The sequence below is a fragment of the Cytophagales bacterium genome (assembly GCA_033344775.1).
In the GTDB taxonomy this organism is placed as follows: Bacteria; Bacteroidota; Bacteroidia; order Cytophagales; family Cyclobacteriaceae; genus JAWPMT01.
In genome coordinates this window covers 1,364,822-1,383,829 of sequence record JAWPMT010000004.1, presented here as the reverse complement: position 1 = coordinate 1,383,829, position 19,008 = coordinate 1,364,822, and the positions used below count along the sequence as shown (strand labels likewise).

Here is a 19,008-nt window from a genome sequence, read left to right as displayed (position 1 = left end):
TTACTAGTTACTTCATCCTTTTCGGATTCTCTGACAAAAACGCACCCCAGCTTTTGAAAGATTTCTGGACTTTGCCACCCTGGAAATAATGGCATACGGCTACCGCCAGGGCATCCGTCGCATCCAGGAGCTTGGGTTGCTCCGTAAACTTCAATAGGTTTTTGAGCATGGCTGCTACTTGCTCTTTGGAGGCATTTCCATTCCCAGTTACGGATTGTTTTACCTTTTTGGGGGCATATTCATTGATAGGAATATCGCGAGAGAGGGCAGCGGCCATGGCCACACCCTGCGCCCGGCCAAGCTTGAGCATCGATTGGATGTTTTTTCCATAAAAAGGAGCTTCCAGTGCCACCTCATCCGGATGATAATCGTCGATAAGACTGACAACCCGGTCGAAAATCTTCTTCAGTTTCAATTCATGTCCGGTATACTTGCTGAGATGGATCACGCCAAATTGGACGAGGGAAAGTTGCGATCCTTTTACGAGGATGAGCCCATAACCCATTACATTCGTGCCTGGATCCAGTCCGAGAATTACTTTATCTTTTGTTGATGCACTCACCGCTACAAATAAACGACTTTCGATGGAAAGAAACGGGACTTTGGTTGCTCAAAGTAGTCGTATTGGCGGGTTGCGTCTATTACATCAGTCAGGCGCTGGGGCATCGGTCCTATGAGGGCGTAGCTTGGCAGGAACTGAAGCGTGGAAGATTATGGCTATTAAGTGGCCTGGTGTTGTTGTTGGTACCGCTCAATTGGTACCTCGAAGTAGTGAAGTGGCGGATTTGTGTAGCACCGCTTACGCAAATCACTTCCAGACAGGCCTTATGGTCAGTATTGCGAGGACTATCGCTCAATTGGGTCATTCCGTTCACTTTGGGTGACTTCATCGGAAGGAGCCTCAATTTGCCAAAGAACAAAGGCGCGATCCGTGCCAATCTGGTCAATCGCTTTGCTTCACTTTGGACCACCTTGTTCATGTTTGCCCTGGCTAGTATGTTCTATTGGCCTGATCACAGTGTATGGACAAAAGCAGGTGTGTTGCTTACACTTATTATGCTTGTATTCGCCATCATCTGGGATAAGCATTATTCGATGATTAATAAATTGAAATTGCTGGCAGTTTCCAGTTTCCGATACCTCGTTTTTAGCCTGCAATTCGGTTTGCTGCTATTCCACTTTTGCCCGGACCTATCGAATACATTATTAATGGCCGGTATTCCGGTGGTTTTCCTCATTCGCACACTGGCACCTTCCTTATTAGGAGCGCTAGGTGTCAGAGAAGCGGCCGTGATCTGGACTTTTGCTGCTTACACAGCACTGCCTGGTAGCTTGTTGGTAGCGAGTTTGTTCCTCTGGCTATTCAATTTGGTTCTGCCATCCCTGGTCGGATTGCTACCCATTCTTGCTTACCGATTCAAACTCACTGCATGATTATTGCGGGCATTATCGCATTGGTTCACATCACGTTGATGTGCTGGCTACGGCTCACCTGGAACCGAATCCCTCGTTTTAACCCCGCGGGAATGGCCAATGTGAAAATATCAGTGATCATTCCGGTTCGTAATGAGGAGTCTAATATTGCTCAATTACTGGAAGATCTGAAAAATCAAGATTACCGACAGGATCATTTTGAAGTGATTGTAGTCAATGATCATTCTACGGATGATACCGTTCAGGTGGTCGAACAAGCCATTTCCGAGATTGATCAACAGTTTCGACTGATCCATTTAGCGGATGCCAAAGGAAAGAAAGCCGCTGCCACCTTTGGAGTTCAAGCAGCTTCCGGAGACTTCATCCTATGTACCGATGGAGATTGCCGGGTACCCAGAACATGGATATCAACCTATGCCGCGTTCATCAAGGCTAAAAGTCCTTATATGGTTTCAGGTCCTGTGAAGATGACCGGGAGTCGATTTTTCGATACGATCCAGGCCATGGATTTCTCTTCACTTCAGGCATTTGGTGCCACCTCCCTTGAGCAGGGGATGGCGTCATCTTGTAATGGAGCCAATATGGCTTACAGCAAGGAAGCGTTCATCGCAGTAGATGGCTACAAAGGGAATGAGAACCTGGCTTCCGGAGATGATGAATTTCTCTTGCAGAAGATTTTTGCTCAGTTTCCCGATAAAGTATTTTTCATGAAGTCACCTGCGGCGATCGTAGAGACCTCACCGAAAAACAGCTTGAAGGGATTTATTCAACAGCGCGTACGATGGGCCAGCAAATGGCGATTTTATCAGGATTTCTGGATGCGAGTCAGTTGGGTATTCACCTACGTGGATTTTATGTCGGTCTTTTTCATTACCATCGCCATGTTGTTTGGGTACCTGGCCTGGTTGCCTGGTTGCCTGATCATTGCTGCGCGGTGGATGGCTGAAATGTGGTACCTGAGAGGTCCGGTCAGCTTTCTCAAGATCCGGGGAAATATACTTCATTTGCTTACGGTCAGCTTTATTTATCCCTTCTATGTGCTGTTCTTGGGTTTTGCCTCTATTTTTGGTGCCTACTCTTGGAAAGGGAGGAGGTATGGGTGACTGAATTGGAATTTGATGTGCTGGACGAATTGTATTTCGTTCTGTCCTACCAACAACTTGTCGAGGCTTGTGAATTAACCGAGCAGGAACTGGTTGTTACATTGGCCACACTCTATGAGAAAGGCTGGGTGAAGGTGCTTCAGACGGTAGATGATGAAGCGACCGAACCTTTGGAACTACCGGTCAAATTTCACACCTATTATTATTTAGCGACCAAGAAAGGATTACACGCCCATAATTTGGGGTAGAAAGCATGGCGAAACAAATCGGCGATATCAAAGATCTGGAACTCCGGGCATTGCTCGAGGTAACTCAGGCCATTAATAATAACCTGGCTGAGAAAGATCTCTATCGTATCTACCGATTTACCCTGCTGGCAGACCTAAAGGTGAAGAAGCTGGCCATGTATGTAAAAGGCGATGTGGATTGGGCCTGCGAGGTGCATTATGGCACCAGTACTGACTGGGATTGTGAATTATTGCCCCAGGAATACCTGGATCAGCAAGAAAAGATCGTCCATGCCGAAGGGCCTTTTTCTGAATTCACTCATGTTTTTCCGGTACTTCATAAAAGCCGACTATTGGCGATCGTATTTACAGGAGGCCTTGGGCAGATTGCTGATACAACGTTTTTGACGGCCCTGACCAACATCCTGATTGTGGCCATTGAAAATAAGAAGTTGGCCAGAAAGCAGTTGGAGCAGGAAGCCTATCGCAAAGAACTTGAAATTGCCAAAAAGGTCCAGAACTTTCTGTTCCCTAAAAAACTCCCGGAATCGACCCGATTGAAAATTGATGCGGTGTACCTGCCACATCAGGATGTCGGCGGAGATTATTATGACTACATCGCACTGGATGAAAATAAGTTCATCGTTTGTATCGCGGATGTGTCAGGCAAAGGAGTACCGGCGGCATTGCTCATGTCCAACTTTCAGGCTTCGCTAAGGACGCTGGTCAGGAAGACTCACGATTTGGAAGAGATCATCAATGAACTCAACCATGCCACTTATGCAAGTAGCAATGGAGAAAACTTCATCACCTTTTTCCTGGGGATGTATGATTATTCGGACAGCTCTTTCAATTACGTAAACTGTGGCCATAACCCGTCCTTGATTTTATTCGATGGCGGCACGCAGGTGCTCGAGGAAGGAACAACAGTGCTGGGTATGTTTGACCCTCTGCCCTTTTTGGAGACCCGCAAAATTGAGAACATCAATGACTTCCTCTTTTTTGGATACACAGATGGACTCACCGAAACCTTCAACCTGGAAGAAGAACAATTTGGTTTTGAGCGGCTGGAAGAATTGCTTATTACTCACCAATCAGAGAACCTGAACATACTGCATCAGTTTCTACTCAAAGCCCTGGATGACTTCAGAGAAGATGCGCCTTATCATGATGACATCACCATGATCTCCTGCCAGGTAAACAATACGACGAAAAGTTAGGTCCGGTATGGTTACCGAAATAGCAGTCTTGAAAGTAAAGCCCGATTGGCATGAAGCCTTTGAGCAGGATTTCAAATTGGCAGGGCAATACATCAGTGCGATCAAAGGTTACAAAGGCCATTCACTGAAAAAGTGTCTGGAAGAGAAAGATCAATACCTGCTCATTGCCCATTGGGAAACACTGGAGGCGCATGAGGAAGGTTTTCGAGGATCGAAGGAATACCAGGAATGGAAAGCATTGCTTCATCCTTATTATGATCCACATCCTACGGTAGAGCATTACGAAGACATCATTCCATTCGAATGAGTACCGATTAAATGAATTAGAACAACTTCTTGTCCGACGAGTGATTTGAAGCAGTAATTATTTATCTCAATTATCGTATCTTGTATAAAGTTGCTTTATGGATATTGAACGAGAAAAAAAGGACATAATAGAGCGAATAAAATCGACAAATGATGCTCATCTGATCTTGGAGATAAAGCAAGTATTAGAAAACGACAGACTGTTAAAAGAATCCATAGAAAGAGGTCTTCAACAGAGCAGAGAAGGAAATGTCTTCACACATGAGGAAGTGATGGAAGAGGTTCGCTTGAGGTTCGGTCTTAATGGTGATTGATGAGAACCTACCCTTTTCGCACGCCATACTTATTGACCCAGGCTTTTTCCGGGCTTACCTGGAGAGTAGATGCCAAAAATGAAAAGAACATCTACCTCACGTTCGATGATGGCCCTCATCCGGAGGTAACTCCTTATGTATTGGACTTATTAGATCAGCATAAGGCCAAGGCGACTTTTTTTGTGGTAGGAGCCAATGTTGAAAAATATCCAGAACTCTTACAATTAGTTCAATCGAAAGGCCATGCAACGGGGAATCATACCCAACATCATCTTTCCGGCTGGAGGACTGCCACTGCAACTTATCGAAATGATGTGGCAACATGCGAGACGGCCATGACGCAAGCCATTGGATCGTCAGACCTAAAGTTATTTCGTCCACCCTACGGTCGGATCACGCCCTCCCAAATACGTTCTTTGAAATCAACACACGAGATTGTGATGTGGAGCATGCTCTCGGGAGATTTTGATCAGGACCTGAATATTACAGCGGCTAAAAAGGCATTGGATCAATCAAAACCAGGTGAAGTGATCGTTTTTCACGACAGTCATAAAAGTCAAGGTAATTTGAAACAATTACTGCCCTGGTTTTTAGAGCGCTTTCATCGCAAAGGGTATAAGTTTGCGACTTTATCACCCCTGAAATGATTGATACCCACGCTCATATCTATTTAGAGCAGTTTAAAGAGGATTTGCCCGAGGCAATGGACCGTCTACGTACCAGTGGCGTCAAGCAAGTGCTCATGCCCAACATAGACCATACTTCCATAGAAGATATGTTGGAAGTGGAACAGCGATACCCGCATACCTGCATCAGCATGATGGGACTGCATCCATGTTCGGTCAACGCTGATTTCGAAAAAGAACTTTATCTGGTCGAGGAATGGCTTGGAAAGCGTGAGTTTCTGGCGGTAGGAGAGATCGGTACCGATTTGTATTGGGACAAGACCTTTTATCCACAGCAGGTGGAAGCTTTCAATATTCAGTGTGAATTGGCCCTTAAGCACGACCTACCCATTGTCATTCATTGCCGCGAGTCCATCGATGAAACGATCGCATTGACCCGTCCATTCAGTGAAAAAGGATTGACAGGAGTATTCCATTGCTTCACCGGTGACCTTGAACAAGCCAATCAAATCACCGACCTTGGTTTCAAATTAGGAATCGGGGGCGTGGCGACGTTCAAGAATGGTGGAATGGACAAGGTATTACCTCATGTTGATATCAAACATTTGGTGCTTGAAACGGATAGCCCTTATCTGGCACCAGTGCCTCATCGTGGAAAAAGAAATGAGCCGGCATATGTGCGATTGGTGGCAGAACGCCTGGTGACATTGAAAGGAATGGCATTTCAGAAAGTGGTGCAGCAAACCACTGCCAATGCTCGTGAGTTATTCAAATTGCCAACCCCAGCCTGATCATGGATTATACCATTCAAAATACAAGGACTTCTCGCAAGGCCTCTGATGTCTCTATATTGATCGTGTACACAGGAGGTACGATTGGTATGGTTTACGATGAAGAAGGATCACTACGGCCCTTCGATATTGGCCATGTGCTGGAAAAGATCCCCGAATTGAGGGAGCTGGATCTGCAGATCACTGTGGTTTCCTTTCCTGATCCCATTGATTCTTCGAACGTCAACGAAGAAGATTGGAAAAATTTGGGACAGATCATCTATGAGAACTACAACCGATACGATGGTTTTGTGGTTTTACATGGTACAGACACCATGGCTTATTCTGCATCGGCATTAAGTTATATGTTCGACGACCTCCAGAAGCCAATTATTTTTACGGGAGCACAGATCCCGATCGGTCAGTTGCGTTCCGATGCTCGGGAAAACATGATCACTGCACTTCAGATCGCCTCGGCTAAAGAAAATGGGGAACCGTTAATCAAAGAAGTGGCCATCTATTTCAATTTTGTGTTATTAAGAGGAAACCGCGCTCAGAAAGTGAGGTCAAGTACGTTTGCCGCCTTCCATTCTGAGAATTATCCCAAGTTGGCGAACTCGGGGATATTCATCGAATATTTTCCGTCCAATATTCTTAAGCCCAAAAAGAAAGCAAAGCTCAAGTTTTGTCCCTATTTTGACCCTAACGTAGTGATATTGAAGATATTTCCGGGGATTACAACAAAGGCCATTAAGCACGTGCTGAATACCCCGGATCTGAAGGGTGTGGTACTTGAAACCTTTGGATCAGGGAATACACCCAACGCGGATTGGTTCCTGGATTTAATCAAGGAGACCGTAGATAAAGGTGTGGTTGTTTACAATGTGAGCCAATGCAGTGGAGGCGAAGTGATCCAGGGTCGATATGCCACTAGTAAAAAATTGGAAGAGATAGGCGTCGTAAGCGGAGGAGACATTACATCAGAGGCGGCGGTGACCAAGTTGATGCATTTACTCGGTAAAGAGTCTGATCAAAGAGAGATCAAACAATTGCTGAAGCGCCCACTTCGAGGAGAAATGGACCTTCAATAAGCGCCTAAAATAATTTCAAAATTTGCATAAGCTCATTTTTCTTGATTTATTTGTCGGAATTAGTGGTCGCATGTAGAGACCTAAATTAGAGAGGTGGCCGAGTGGTCGAAGGCGCACGCCTGGAAAGTGTGTATACCCTAACCGGGTATCGGGGGTTCGAATCCCTTCCTCTCTGCAGGACTTAGATGTGTCAAGAATAATTTAGTTACACAATTACTTACGTTTAAAACTTAACCGAAGACTACCAAACAGATTATGAAAAAGTTAATGACTCTTTTGATGCTGACGGGTGTTTTGGCATTCAACATTTACGCGCAAGATGCCGATACAACCTCAGTTGCTGGAGATTCCACATCAGTGGCAGCTGATTCCGTAGCAGCAGAAGAACCAGAGCCAGAGCCAGCACCAGCACCAGTTCAAGAAGTAGAGGCAGTGGCAGAACCAGGATTCCACCAAGTAGTGAAAGATCAGTTTATCGATGGGGGTCCCCAGTTTATGGGAATCGTATTGATCTGTTTGATTTTAGGTCTGGCCATTTCTATTGAGCGTATCATTACGTTGAACCTGGCTACTACAAACGTTAAGAAATTGCTCGCGAGAGTAGAAGACGCATTGAACTCAGGAGGTATCGAGGCTGCTAAAGATGTTTGCCGAAATACGAGAGGCCCAGTTGCTTCAATCTTCATCCAGGGTTTGATGAGAATGTCAGAAGGCATAGAAATGGTAGAAAAGTCTATCATCGCTTACGGTTCTGTTGAAATGGGCCGATTAGAAAGAGGTATGGTTTGGATCTCCCTGTTTATCTCCCTTGCACCAATGCTTGGTTTCATGGGTACGGTAATTGGTATGATCGACGCCTTCGATGCGATTGCAGAAGCTGGAGACGTTTCTCCTACACTTGTGGCAAATGGTATCAAAGTAGCACTTTTGACTACTGTAGCGGGTCTGATCGTTGCGGTAATCCTACAGTTGTTCTACAACTACCTTATTTCTAAGATCGATTCTTTGGTGAACAGCATGGAAGACGCTTCTATCTCTTTGGTAGACGTTTTGGTAAAGCACAACTTGTCTGCTAAATAATTCTAAATCGTAGATTACTATGGGAATTATTGACATTGGACTTATCTCAGGTTATATCCTGATCGGACTGTGCGCCGTTACGGCGATCATCATGCCGTTGATCCAGTCGTTTAGCGATCCTAAAGGATTGGCTAAATCAGCGATGGGTGTTGGCGGACTTATAGTTGTTTTCCTGATTGCTTACGGTTTGGCAGATCCAAACGCAGAAGGCGCTTCAGAAAGCACTTCCAAAATTGTGGGAGCTGGTCTCATCACAATGTACATGGCGGTATTCATTGCGATTGCTGGCATTTTGTATACAGAAGTTTCTAAACTGATTAAATAATGGCAAGAGGCGGAAGAAAACCACCTGAGGTAAGTTCCGGCTCCATGGCGGATATTGCATTCCTGCTGTTGATCTTTTTTTTGGTCACCACCACGATTGCAAATGACAAGGGTATTACCATGCTCTTGCCTCCTCCACCGGATCCAAATCAGGAGGATTTAGAAATTAAACTTCAAGAAAGAAACATCTTTACCATTCTGGCCAACTCCCAGGATAGACTACTAGTCGAAAATGAGCCTTACACAGGCACAATGGAGGAGTTGAAAGATGAAGTAAAGAAGTTCGTTTTGAACTTTGGAGATCCTTCAGCAGAAGGAGTAGAGGTTTATAATAGTTTGCCTTCTTCATTGAAGTCATTTGTGAACCAAAACGGTAAAAACCCGGAATCATCTGATGATCCGACATCCGGAAACGCCGTAGTTTCGTTTAAAGCTAACAGGGGTACCACCTACGATTTGTACATCAACGTACTGGACGCCATTCAGGGAGCTTACAATGAGATCTACGCGGAGCGTGCTGGTATTACCGTAGAGGAGTGGCTCACACTGGACAGAAGCGACGACATACAAAAAGACATGTATGACAGAGCAAGATTCGGTATGCCAAAAGCGATTTCAATTGCAGAACCTGATTAATCATTATTTAAAAGAGCATTATGGCAAAGTTTAAAAAAGGATCAGGTACTTCTCAGGATATTCCAACGGCTGCATTGCCTGACATCATTTTCATGCTGTTGTTCTTCTTCATGGTGACAACAGTACTTCGGGAAGATGAAATTCTGGTAAAGCAGAAGATTCCAAGAGCGACCCAGTTGACCAAGATTGAAAGAAAATCTTTGGTAAGCTACATATACATTGGTGAGCCGAAAAACACGGCGGTTTATGGTGAAGAGCCAAAAATTCAAACCAATGATGTATTCATCGAGAAGGAAGATGTAATCCAGTTCGTCAATACAGAGAAAGATAAACTCTCTGAGGCGGAACGAGATCAAATCACTATGTCGATGAAGGTAGATATAGACGTTAAGATGGGAATTGTTTCTGACGTTCAGCAAGAGCTTAGAAAAGGTAACGCGCGAAAGTTGCTGTATAGCTCCTTGTTACGATCGGACGGGGATTAATTCCAAACATAAATTATTTAAAAGACCCTTCCCGGAATACCGGGAAGGGTTTTTTATTGGCAATACTTTTTGGGTTAGGAACCGGAGATTAACCCTAAAACCTGTGGAGTAATTGCATTAATTGGAGTTGCCATCTCGCAAGGCCCCGGCGGGGGTCCGCTTGATTCATTTTAGTTTTTTGAACTCATGAGAGCAGAAAAGAATGCGAACGGCCAGTTAAAATTCTATTCGAGCTTTTCGAAACTCCATTAGTTCAATTTCATGAAATAGCGAGTTTATTTTATTCCTGCTCTTTTGAGACAAAAAGCGTTAAAAAATGAATCCTGTCCTGGCGGGGAACCGCTAGATTTTTGGCCCACTTTTCATCGCCGCGTGGCGTACCGTGGAAAGTGGGAAGAAAGGCAGCGGTGCTGAAATAAATTAGCCCACAATGTACAATCCATGAGATACGGTCAAATCTGCAATCTGTAAAATTGCATTCAAAAAGGTTACTCTCTATAAATTCCTCTTGATTCGGAACCTGAATGGTGATAACACGGTTGCATCATAACACTATTACATTGAACAGTGGAATCAGAAGAGGTAGTAATACTTGGAGCCGGATTGGCCGGATTGACATTGGCTTATGAACTGGAAAGTCAGGGCATTGCTTATGTTTTGCTAGAGGCCAGAGATCGCATAGGGGGGAGGGTCCATACTACGACAACAGATTCAGGCGCCACTATCGAAATGGGGGCAACGTGGTTTGCCGATAAGCATGTCCACTTGATGGAACTGATCAAGATATTGAATGTACCCTTTCAGCATCAGTATACAGGCAAACGAGTCCTGTACGATTACGCAAACCCTGGAAGAACTGCTCAGCTCTTCGAAGTGCCAGCGGCCACTGAGGCACAATACCTGTTCACTGATGGCTCGCAATCTTTGATAAGGGCGTTATCGGAAAAACTGGATCCCAATCGCATCTTAACTGATCATCAAGTTCAGCAATTAAGCTTTGATGAAAAAGGAGTGACGGTATTAGTCAATGATAAAGCGCTTCGGACTGAACGAGTCATAAATACTTTGCCTCCTAACCTTTTTGTTAATAAGATAGAAATCTCACCTGCTTTGCCAGAAGATTTGCAAAAAGTGGCCAGCCAAACGCACACTTGGATGGGGGAATCCATCAAGGTTGGATTGGAGTATGCGCAAGCTTTTTGGAGAGGGCATGAAATTGGAAGTTTGCTAAGTCAATTCGGGCCTGCGTCTGAATTACATGATCATCAGCATGAGGGCAAAACTGGAAATATACTCAAAGGTTTTATCAATCCAGACCTACATCAACAAGGTACCAAGGTCAGAGAAGAAAAAGTACTGGAGCAAATGAAGTTCTATTTTGGACCAGAGCTACCAAAAGCAACATACTATGAGAAAGACTGGCAAGATGACCCTTCGACTTTTCATCCTTACCAAGCAGAAATAATGCCACATCAGTACAATGGTCATCCGATTTTCAGACAAAGCTTCTTTGAAGACCGCCTATATTTTGCCGGATCCGAGACTGCCCAGGCTTTTCCAGGCTATCTGGATGGAGCGGTGGAACGAGGGCGACAGGTAGCTAAACAGTTAACATCAGCGATTCATATCGAAGCGTCAGCGTAGTTAGGAATAGATCAATCTGTCTCGCCATCATTCTCTTCATTGATTTCCATGCGAAGCATTTCGGCTTTTCTCTGTAATTCCTCATCATCAGGATGTTCAACTGCATCCATATAAGCGCGTACATATTCAGGATGATCTCTGTAAGCATAGCTGACTATCATCCATCCAGGTATTCTCAGGAGCGCAAAAGCTAATAGCCCCCAGATCATTAGACGCCCAAGTAGTTTTAATTTGAATACACTTTTCTGAACTAAATAGGAGATCAATCCCAGTACGAAAAGAATTAGCGCGGCGATTTGCCCATTATATAGAAGTACGCCGTACCCTGGTAATTGTAAAACTTTGAACATGCATCCCGAGGATAATAAGGATAGAATAAATCCTGCTACAAAAGTCACAAAACCATGCCCTGGCGAGATTTCGCGATAAGCTTCTCTTTTAAATACCTTAGAAAGCCCTATTCCATTGATGTGCCAAAACCCCAATGGAAAGTAGATGATAGATAAAATAGTTAATGATAAGCCCAGCGCATATTCTGCGTCATGAAAGGTCATGAGCATGAAGATCAGACTTACAATTGCGACCGCCCCTAACGTAAATTCAGTTCTCATGTTTATTTACTCATTTGGGTGCAAAACTCTTGGGATCGTCATGATCTCTGTTTGACGTCCGTCAATATAGTAGGTCTTTTCTCCATCAAAAAAGGCTTCCTCTTCCAACATGATCCGAATTTCTTTGTCCCAGTCCTCGATAAATACACCGGCATTCAGTTCGATGGAATAAGCGGTATTGGGATAAAGTGGGTAGTCACCTTTCCCTGGAACACCACCTTGTTGGTCCCACAATCCAATCGTCGGTCCGGCACCATGCCCATGAAAACCAATAGGATGGGTATAGATTACTCCTTTCAGTCCTTCTGCAGCACATTGATCGAGCGTGGCCTTTAAGATCTCATTACCGGTGCGACCTGTTTTAAAATGGGATGTGAGGATGTCTTGTACTCGATTACCCTTCTTAAATGCTTCTACCAAATAGGTAGGTGGGCCGGTTTCTCCTGGCTTCAATACATAAGCATGTTGTTGTGTATCCGTATTGAGTCTTAAGTAAGTAATGCCAAAATCTACATGTAACAAATCGCCTCGAGTGATGATGGCTTCTGCAGGTCGATCAGAGAAAGACCTCTCGTGCTCCGTGGATTCAGGGTCTTTCCGCTGGATGGATACAGAAGGATGAAACCATGCCGAAAAACCAAGTTCACGAATACGATCCCGGTACCACCATACCACGTCATCAGTTGTAGTGATTCCTGGTTGGATCACTTTTTCGGAGAAACCTTCAGCAATGATCTGATGTGCCATGCGAACGATGTTTTGATAAACGATCATTTCCGATTCGGTTCGAGTTTCTAGCCACCCAATGGCCAGGTCTTCCGCATTGACTACCCGCGACTTCATTTTCTTGGGCAAATACTCCATGAATAGATCGTGATGGGTAGCAACCATTCCATCAGCAAGAGCGAAGTTTGATGACTTGTTAATTCCAATTTTTTGAGGGTTTTTCTCCTCGATCATTTCTGCCAGGGCCTTCCACTGATCAGGCTCCGTTTCCTTATCCCAGGCTTTTTTGAACAGCTTCCCGACGCCATACCGAGCCATGGCGAAAGTCTCTAAAGGTTTTCCCTGTCCTGGATCATACACGACCAGGATAGTAGTTCTTCTCGCCGACTGCCAGGTGGAAGGTAGAAAGGTCTTCAATACCGGGTCTTCGTTGTATTCTCGTGAAATGATCACCCACATATCGATCCCACTGCGCTGCATCAACTCCGGAAGTACAGTTTGTACCCGTTCTTCCAACCACTGGTCGATGACTTGCGCGCGTTCACGCATGTTCAGCGTTTTTGGGAAGTAAGAATTTTGAGCTTGAGAAGTGAATACTATCAAAAGCAAGAGCAGTCGGAAGGTCGATTTGATCATGAATACTAATTTTCTTCAAATTGCTAAGAAATCACACAACCCGCAAACAAAAAAAGCAGAGACGATGCTCTGCTTTTCCTATATTATTGATTTGACAGTTCTTATACCGAAGTACCTTCTTCTGTCTTTTCTTCTTTGGTAGCTTCAGACTGGCCGTTACTGCTAGTAACCTCTTCCGTCTCGGTTTTAGGAGCTTCTTCGGTTTCTTCTTCCTTGTTATTGAAATCACCGTCAGTAAACGCTTCGTAGGTCGTTTTCCGATCAAAAGGCCGCTTTCCGATCAGTCTTTCCAGATCACTTTGGAACAAGATCTCTTTTTCCAAAAGCTCCTTAGCGATGGTCTCCAGCTCCTGCTTCTTCTCCATCAAAAGATCTTTCGTCTTCTGATAGGCACCTTCAATTAGGCTTTTGACCTCTTTGTCAATCAACTCTGCAGTGGCATCAGAATACGGTTTTGTGAAGTTGTATTCTGATTGCTTGGAATCATAGAAGGATAAGTTACCTACCTTATCGTTCATTCCATAAACGGTCACAATGCTGTACGCCATTTTTGTGATTCGCTCCAGGTCACTCAGTGCGCCGGTGGAGATTTTGCCAAAGATGATGTCTTCTGCAACTCGTCCTCCAAGCGCCATGCACATTTCGTCCAGTAACTGCTCAGTTTGGTACAGGAATTGCTCTTTGGGCAGATACTGTGCATAGCCCAATGCGGCCACTCCTCGAGGTACGATACTTACTTTCACCAAGGGGTCAGCGTGCTCCAGGTACCAACCGGCTACTGCGTGCCCCGCTTCGTGGTAAGCCACGATTTCTTTTTCTTCAGGTGAAATGATCTTGTTTTTCTTCTCAAGACCTCCGATCACACGATCAATAGCATCCTGGAAGTCTACCATTTCCACTTTTTCCTTATCTCTTCTTGCCGCGATCAGTGCAGCTTCGTTACAGACGTTGGCTATTTCTGCTCCGGCAAAGCCCGGTGTTTGTGCAGATAATTTCTTCGCATCGATTTCCTCATGCAATTTGATCGGCTTCAAGTGCACCTTGAAAATGGCCTCTCTGCCCACGATATCTGGCTTGTCGATACTCACCTGACGATCGAAACGGCCCGGACGAAGTAATGCGGAATCAAGTACATCAGGTCGGTTCGTAGCAGCAAGGATGATCACTCCTGAATCTGTGCCGAATCCGTCCATTTCTACCAGCAGTGAGTTCAGTGTGTTTTCACGTTCGTCATTAGAACCGGGCATCTGACCTCTTCCTCTGGATCGTCCAATGGCATCAATCTCATCAATAAATACGATACACGGTGCCTTCTCCTTGGCTTGCTTAAACAAGTCGCGAACCCTCGCAGCACCAACGCCAACAAACATTTCCACGAAATCCGAACCGGATAAAGTAAAGAAAGGTACCGCGGCCTCACCAGCTACTGCTTTTGCTAACAAAGTTTTACCAGTTCCGGGAGGGCCTACTAGCAATGCACCCTTGGGGATTTTACCGCCCAGTTTGGTGAACTTGCTTGGGTTCTTCAGGAAATCAACAATTTCTTTGATTTCTTCCTTGGCTTCTTCCAGGCCAGCCACATCTTTAAAGGTGATCTTTACTTTGTTTTCAGCATCGAAAAGTGCCGCTCTGGATTTTCCAATATTGAAGATCTGTCCACCAGGACCTCCGCCGCCAGTCATTCTTCTCATAAGGAACCAGAATCCAAAAATGAACAAGAAGAAAATACCGTAGGTGAGTAAGAAGTCTGTAAAATCAGATCGCTCATCAGTTTCATAACCAATTCGCTGTTCTTGAGGTAGCTGCTCAACAATTCTTCTGAAGTCATCCACGAAAACTTTCGTGTCGACCACATTGAATTGATAGTGAGGGCCCTGATTGTTATTGAAAGGATTGCTCTTTTCAAGTTCAATCTTATATTTCGTGTTTTGCAACGCCTCAGGCTTAAGGGTTACCTCTACGAGTTCTTTATTTTTGATCAGCACCACACGTTGAACGTCGTTGCTGAGCACCATTTCTTCAAATCTCCTATCAGAAATTTTTATAGCAGAGGAGTTATTGCTGAAATAGGTGAAGCCAATGATGGATGAAATCAATATGATGATCACCCACATTTGATAGTTACTTCGACCTGGCCCGCCCATCAAACTTCTCTTCTGTCTCGGTTTATCTGCCATTTATTGCTTATTTCTAAAATATCCTTATAAAACGCTTTGAGAGTGATTAAGTTCTCAAACTTCTACCGGGGTGATCATAGCATCGCCCCAAAGTTCTTCAATCGCATAAAAAGTTCGTTTATCCTGACTGAATACATGTGCAACCACATCTACATAATCAATCAAAATCCACTCTCGGTTCTGCTGTCCTTCTTTCTTCCACGGCTTTTGTTTGGATTGCTCGCGTACGTGCTTTTCGATGGAGTCAGAAATTGCGTCAATTTGAGTGTCTGATGTTCCTGAACAAATGACAAAGTAATCGGAAACCGCATGCTTGACATTTTTTAGGTCCATAACCACGATATCGGAAGCCTTCATTTCTGCCATCCCCTCGACCACTAAGTCACAAAGCTTTTTTGAATTAATTTCTTCCTCAACCAGATTTGTCATTCACTAACTTATTTTCGAGCTTAAAATTACTAAAATTATAGTGCATAAATTCTTTGCCAAAACTGCGTTCCTGGGGAAAAATGTAATAAGTCTGCCAGAATGTCATTCTACCAACGATTTATTGATGGACTATGCGAGAATGGGTAAGGTAGAAGAAGGAACAATTGTCATAACTGACTACCAGACTTTAGGTAAAGGGCAGCGAGGAAATCATTGGGAAAGTGAGCCTGGAGCAAATTTGTTGTTTTCTGTCTTATTACGACCACAGTTTCTCGAACCCAGGTCGCAATTTTATATTGGGTTGTGTATGGCAGTGGCCACCGTCAATGCCATTGAAGCCCTTTCAAGCCCTCAGGCTGGCCTGCAGGTGAAGTGGCCGAACGATCTGTACCTGAACGATAAAAAACTGGCAGGTATCCTTGTTGAATCAAGTCTTGCTGGTAGTAAAGTTGATTTTGTGGTGTTGGGTATGGGACTTAATGTAAGACAGATGGACTTTGTCCATCCTGCAGCGACCTCTTTGTTAGCGCAACAGATTGATGTGCAGAAAGATGAATTGTTAGAGGAAGTCTTACTACAACTTGAAAAACAACTCTATGCGTTACAAGAAGGATTTAATTTCATTCATTCAAATTACTATCAACGATTAAGGTGGTTGGGAGAAGAACATGAATTTGAAGCTGAAAATCAACGGTTTCTGGGTGTAATTACCGGTATTGACGAGCAAGGTCGTCTTCAGGTTACCTCAAATGGGCAGGCGTTGATGTTCGATATTAAAGAGATCAAATTTATTTCGTGAAAGCAATTGATTAAGTTTGCGGCCTAATTCAAACGACAATGTCAGAAGTAATAGAAAAATTCAAGGTTAAGGATATTGCCCAGGCAGATTGGGGAAGAAAAGAAATCAAATTGGCTGAGGCAGAAATGCCTGGCTTAATGGCACTTAGAGAGGAGTATGGCGATTCAAAGCCATTGGCCGGTGCCAGAATCGCAGGTTGTTTGCACATGACCATTCAGACTGCTGTATTGATCGAGACACTGACTGCTCTTGGCGCAGAAGTGACCTGGTCTTCTTGTAATATATTCTCTACTCAGGATCATGCTGCTGCTGCCATTGCAAAATCCGGTGTTCCTGTTTATGCCTGGAAAGGAATGAACGAAGAGGAATTCGATTGGTGTATCGAGCAGACTTTGTTTGCTTTTGAAGGTGGAAAACCCTTGAATATGATCCTTGATGATGGGGGAGACCTGACCAATATGGTGCTGGACCAGTACCCTGAATTGGTAAAGGACATCAAAGGACTTTCTGAAGAGACGACTACTGGTGTTCACCGATTGTATGAGCGCATGAAAAATGGAACTTTGCCCATGCCTGCGATCAATGTGAATGATTCTGTGACCAAATCGAAGTTTGATAACAAGTATGGATGTAAAGAGTCGTTGGTAGATGCAATCCGACGAGGGACAGATCTGATGCTTGCAGGTAAGGTCGCTGTTGTTGCAGGATACGGTGACGTAGGAAAAGGATCTGCTGCTTCTTTAAGAGGTGCGGGTGTTCGTGTGATCGTCACGGAGATCGATCCTATCTGTGCACTTCAGGCAGCAATGGACGGATTCGAAGTAAAAAAGATGTCTAATGCGATCCCAAGAGCTGACATTGTAGTAACTGCTACAGGAAATAAAGACATTATCCGGGCGGAGCACTTCGAAGCGCTGAAGGACAAAGCGATCGTTTGTAATATCGGTCACTTCGACAATGAGATCGACATGGCCTGGTTGAACAGTAATCACGGCGCTTCTAAAGTGGAAGTGAAGCCTCAGGTTGACATGTACACGATTGACGGTAAAGATTTGATCGTATTGGCAGAAGGAAGACTGGTGAATCTTGGTGTAGCTACCGGACACCCTTCATTTGTTATGTCCAATTCTTTCACCAACCAGACGTTGGCGCAATTGGAGTTGTGGCAAAATGCTGACAATTACGATAACGCAGTTTACATGCTGCCTAAGCACCTGGATGAAAAAGTAGCTGCATTGCACTTGAATAAGATCGGTGTTGAATTAGAAACACTTTCTGAAGATCAGGCAGATTACATTGGAGTGACTGTGAAAGGTCCTTTCAAACCTGAGTATTACAGATATTAAATCATTTTTTTGTAAGACCCGGATTGATGTTATCGTCCGGGTTTTATTAGTTCTTTCATTAATTCCACGTTCTGTCACGTTGATCAGTGGCTAATTTTGGGGTAATGCCTATTCACACCCGATCTGCTTTTGAATCTTTTGATCGTCTCAATACAGCTTTAGCAACGGGAGAGCGGACTTTTTATACCCGATATGGGGACGGAGATGTGTATCTGCTTAGAGGAGAAGGCATTTACAATCATCAATACGATCCCAAACTCACACAGGAATTAACGGATTCAATTTTGATTGAGGAGCCTGGCTATCTCAAGGCCATGTGTGTCAATTACAATCTGGATCCGGGCATGGAAGCAGGGCTGTTTACCTGGTATCCGGACAATGACGACATGGCTGCTTTTTTGTCAGACAAATTCAGTCCCGATAAAGTCTGGGAATTTGAGCACCACTTTACCTTACCCTATTACGCCATTTTTCAACCTGATGCTTTCATAGAATTTTTTGAAACGCATATTCGGCCGAAAAAGAAGCTTTTTGTCGGAGGGGTGAAGAAAGAAGTAGCGGAACAACTTTTCGGACCCATTGATGAATATGTGCAGACACCTTTAAGAAATGCTTTTGGTAAGTTTGATGAATGGGTGCCTGCAGTATTGAGTAAACTGGATAAAGTAGATCTGGTCTTACCTACCGCCGGTGCTGCCGGCAAGATCCTCAACAAACGACTATGGGAAATGGGCTATGAAGGCAATAGCTTGGACATTGGTGCGCTGATCGATTGGGTGGATGGACGCAGAACCAGAAAATGGATCAAACTCAAAGGGCACAAAATCAATGATGTATTGGTTCCGGAGCATCGCAGGACTTCCTTGCCTTTTAGAACAGCGTACGCCTACCGGGAAGCCTACTACAAAGTCCGCAGGGTCTGGAAAGGATTGAGAGGGAAGTTGTGAAACCTCAATGTGTTCTTTCGTTTAGCGATAGAAGGGTTAAATAAGCACATCATACCGTTTTTGATGACATATATTTC

At 44.3% G+C, this 19,008-nt stretch carries 22 protein-coding genes and 1 tRNA gene; 18 read left to right on the top strand and 5 right to left on the bottom strand.

Annotated elements, in window-relative coordinates; genetic code table 11:
- Positions 1-7 precede the first annotated feature (7 nt).
- The gene (gene ruvC / locus R8G66_14800) at positions 8-562 is read right to left on the bottom strand and encodes a crossover junction endodeoxyribonuclease RuvC (GenBank protein MDW3193637.1); all 555 of its coding nucleotides are present in this window, start codon (positions 560-562) and stop codon (positions 8-10) included.
- Between ruvC and R8G66_14795 the strand changes: the two genes are divergently transcribed.
- From R8G66_14795 to R8G66_14725, 15 genes are all read left to right on the top strand, one after another.
- The gene (locus R8G66_14795; GenBank protein ID MDW3193636.1) at positions 553-1,434 is read left to right on the top strand and encodes a hypothetical protein; all 882 of its coding nucleotides are present in this window, start codon (positions 553-555) and stop codon (positions 1,432-1,434) included. The genes ruvC and R8G66_14795 overlap by 10 nt on opposite strands.
- A complete protein-coding gene (locus R8G66_14790; protein ID MDW3193635.1) occupies positions 1,431-2,537 on the top strand; it encodes a glycosyltransferase in 1,107 nt (368 codons plus the stop codon). Before R8G66_14795 ends, R8G66_14790 begins: the two co-directional genes overlap by 4 nt.
- Positions 2,513-2,785, top strand: a complete 273-nt coding sequence (locus R8G66_14785; protein ID MDW3193634.1) for a transporter — start codon at positions 2,513-2,515, stop codon at positions 2,783-2,785. The genes R8G66_14790 and R8G66_14785 overlap by 25 nt, the downstream gene beginning before the upstream one ends.
- A gap of 5 nt (positions 2,786-2,790) precedes the next feature.
- On the top strand, positions 2,791-3,984 hold the full coding sequence (locus R8G66_14780) for a PP2C family protein-serine/threonine phosphatase (protein ID MDW3193633.1): 1,194 nt from the start codon (positions 2,791-2,793) through the stop codon (positions 3,982-3,984).
- Positions 3,985-3,991: 7 nt separating this feature from the next.
- Positions 3,992-4,291 (top strand): antibiotic biosynthesis monooxygenase, encoded by a 300-nt coding sequence (locus R8G66_14775; protein MDW3193632.1) that lies wholly within the window; start codon positions 3,992-3,994, stop codon positions 4,289-4,291.
- A gap of 97 nt (positions 4,292-4,388) precedes the next feature.
- Positions 4,389-4,604, top strand: coding sequence for a hypothetical protein (locus R8G66_14770; protein ID MDW3193631.1), 216 nt, complete (start codon positions 4,389-4,391; stop codon positions 4,602-4,604).
- Positions 4,604-5,251, top strand: coding sequence for a polysaccharide deacetylase family protein (locus tag R8G66_14765; protein MDW3193630.1), 648 nt, complete (start codon positions 4,604-4,606; stop codon positions 5,249-5,251). The genes R8G66_14770 and R8G66_14765 overlap by 1 nt, the downstream gene beginning before the upstream one ends.
- On the top strand, positions 5,248-6,021 hold the full coding sequence (locus R8G66_14760; GenBank protein MDW3193629.1) for a TatD family hydrolase: 774 nt from the start codon (positions 5,248-5,250) through the stop codon (positions 6,019-6,021). The genes R8G66_14765 and R8G66_14760 overlap by 4 nt, the downstream gene beginning before the upstream one ends.
- 2 nt (positions 6,022-6,023) lie before the next feature.
- The gene (locus tag R8G66_14755; protein MDW3193628.1) at positions 6,024-7,091 is read left to right on the top strand and encodes an asparaginase; all 1,068 of its coding nucleotides are present in this window, start codon (positions 6,024-6,026) and stop codon (positions 7,089-7,091) included.
- Between the two features lie 87 nt (positions 7,092-7,178).
- A tRNA-Ser gene (locus R8G66_14750) sits at positions 7,179-7,266 on the top strand.
- Between the two features lie 80 nt (positions 7,267-7,346).
- Entirely contained in the window at positions 7,347-8,171 is an 825-nt protein-coding gene (locus R8G66_14745) for a MotA/TolQ/ExbB proton channel family protein (protein ID MDW3193627.1), read from the top strand.
- Between the two features lie 19 nt (positions 8,172-8,190).
- Complete coding sequence (locus tag R8G66_14740) at positions 8,191-8,496, top strand: hypothetical protein (GenBank protein ID MDW3193626.1); 306 nt, start codon at positions 8,191-8,193, stop codon at positions 8,494-8,496.
- Positions 8,496-9,131: a biopolymer transporter ExbD gene (locus tag R8G66_14735; protein MDW3193625.1), complete on the top strand. Its 636-nt coding sequence runs from the start codon at positions 8,496-8,498 to the stop codon at positions 9,129-9,131. The genes R8G66_14740 and R8G66_14735 overlap by 1 nt, the downstream gene beginning before the upstream one ends.
- A gap of 20 nt (positions 9,132-9,151) precedes the next feature.
- Complete coding sequence (locus R8G66_14730) at positions 9,152-9,616, top strand: biopolymer transporter ExbD (protein MDW3193624.1); 465 nt, start codon at positions 9,152-9,154, stop codon at positions 9,614-9,616.
- A 567-nt stretch (positions 9,617-10,183) separates the two neighbouring features.
- On the top strand, positions 10,184-11,260 hold the full coding sequence (locus tag R8G66_14725) for an FAD-dependent oxidoreductase (GenBank protein ID MDW3193623.1): 1,077 nt from the start codon (positions 10,184-10,186) through the stop codon (positions 11,258-11,260).
- An 11-nt stretch (positions 11,261-11,271) separates the two neighbouring features.
- Here R8G66_14725 and R8G66_14720 read toward each other — a convergent pair whose 3' ends face one another.
- The 4 genes from R8G66_14720 to rsfS all read right to left on the bottom strand — a co-directional run bounded on the left by R8G66_14720 (position 11,272) and on the right by rsfS (position 15,839).
- Positions 11,272-11,871, bottom strand: coding sequence for a hypothetical protein (locus R8G66_14720; GenBank protein ID MDW3193622.1), 600 nt, complete (start codon positions 11,869-11,871; stop codon positions 11,272-11,274).
- Positions 11,872-11,877: 6 nt separating this feature from the next.
- Entirely contained in the window at positions 11,878-13,233 is a 1,356-nt protein-coding gene (locus R8G66_14715) for a M24 family metallopeptidase (protein ID MDW3193621.1), read from the bottom strand.
- Between the two features lie 101 nt (positions 13,234-13,334).
- A complete protein-coding gene (ftsH, locus tag R8G66_14710) occupies positions 13,335-15,410 on the bottom strand; it encodes an ATP-dependent zinc metalloprotease FtsH (protein MDW3193620.1) in 2,076 nt (691 codons plus the stop codon).
- A gap of 54 nt (positions 15,411-15,464) precedes the next feature.
- Entirely contained in the window at positions 15,465-15,839 is a 375-nt protein-coding gene (gene rsfS, locus R8G66_14705; protein ID MDW3193619.1) for a ribosome silencing factor, read from the bottom strand.
- Positions 15,840-15,879: 40 nt separating this feature from the next.
- Here rsfS and R8G66_14700 point away from each other — a divergent pair, with 40 nt between their 5' ends.
- The 3 genes from R8G66_14700 to R8G66_14690 all read left to right on the top strand — a co-directional run bounded on the left by R8G66_14700 (position 15,880) and on the right by R8G66_14690 (position 18,931).
- Complete coding sequence (locus tag R8G66_14700) at positions 15,880-16,638, top strand: biotin--[acetyl-CoA-carboxylase] ligase (protein MDW3193618.1); 759 nt, start codon at positions 15,880-15,882, stop codon at positions 16,636-16,638.
- A 38-nt stretch (positions 16,639-16,676) separates the two neighbouring features.
- The gene (gene ahcY / locus R8G66_14695; protein MDW3193617.1) at positions 16,677-17,984 is read left to right on the top strand and encodes an adenosylhomocysteinase; all 1,308 of its coding nucleotides are present in this window, start codon (positions 16,677-16,679) and stop codon (positions 17,982-17,984) included.
- Between the two features lie 104 nt (positions 17,985-18,088).
- Entirely contained in the window at positions 18,089-18,931 is an 843-nt protein-coding gene (locus R8G66_14690; GenBank protein MDW3193616.1) for a GT-D fold domain-containing glycosyltransferase, read from the top strand.
- Positions 18,932-19,008: the final 77 nt, after the last annotated feature.

Coding starts and splice junctions, on each gene's coding strand:
- R8G66_14755 (MDW3193628.1), top strand. CDS start 6,024: ATGGATTATACCATTCAAAATACAAGGACTTCTCGCAAGGCCTCTGAT.
- R8G66_14730 (MDW3193624.1), top strand. CDS start 9,152: ATGGCAAAGTTTAAAAAAGGATCAGGTACTTCTCAGGATATTCCAACG.
- R8G66_14745 (MDW3193627.1), top strand. CDS start 7,347: ATGAAAAAGTTAATGACTCTTTTGATGCTGACGGGTGTTTTGGCATTC.
- R8G66_14690 (MDW3193616.1), top strand. CDS start 18,089: ATGCCTATTCACACCCGATCTGCTTTTGAATCTTTTGATCGTCTCAAT.
- R8G66_14715 (MDW3193621.1), bottom strand. CDS start 13,233: ATGATCAAATCGACCTTCCGACTGCTCTTGCTTTTGATAGTATTCACT.
- R8G66_14770 (MDW3193631.1), top strand. CDS start 4,389: ATGGATATTGAACGAGAAAAAAAGGACATAATAGAGCGAATAAAATCG.
- R8G66_14760 (MDW3193629.1), top strand. CDS start 5,248: ATGATTGATACCCACGCTCATATCTATTTAGAGCAGTTTAAAGAGGAT.
- R8G66_14790 (MDW3193635.1), top strand. CDS start 1,431: ATGATTATTGCGGGCATTATCGCATTGGTTCACATCACGTTGATGTGC.
- R8G66_14735 (MDW3193625.1), top strand. CDS start 8,496: ATGGCAAGAGGCGGAAGAAAACCACCTGAGGTAAGTTCCGGCTCCATG.
- R8G66_14765 (MDW3193630.1), top strand. CDS start 4,604: ATGAGAACCTACCCTTTTCGCACGCCATACTTATTGACCCAGGCTTTT.
- R8G66_14780 (MDW3193633.1), top strand. CDS start 2,791: ATGGCGAAACAAATCGGCGATATCAAAGATCTGGAACTCCGGGCATTG.
- rsfS (MDW3193619.1), bottom strand. CDS start 15,839: ATGACAAATCTGGTTGAGGAAGAAATTAATTCAAAAAAGCTTTGTGAC.
- R8G66_14740 (MDW3193626.1), top strand. CDS start 8,191: ATGGGAATTATTGACATTGGACTTATCTCAGGTTATATCCTGATCGGA.
- ahcY (MDW3193617.1), top strand. CDS start 16,677: ATGTCAGAAGTAATAGAAAAATTCAAGGTTAAGGATATTGCCCAGGCA.
- ftsH (MDW3193620.1), bottom strand. CDS start 15,410: ATGGCAGATAAACCGAGACAGAAGAGAAGTTTGATGGGCGGGCCAGGT.
- R8G66_14795 (MDW3193636.1), top strand. CDS start 553: ATGCACTCACCGCTACAAATAAACGACTTTCGATGGAAAGAAACGGGA.
- R8G66_14775 (MDW3193632.1), top strand. CDS start 3,992: ATGGTTACCGAAATAGCAGTCTTGAAAGTAAAGCCCGATTGGCATGAA.
- R8G66_14720 (MDW3193622.1), bottom strand. CDS start 11,871: ATGAGAACTGAATTTACGTTAGGGGCGGTCGCAATTGTAAGTCTGATC.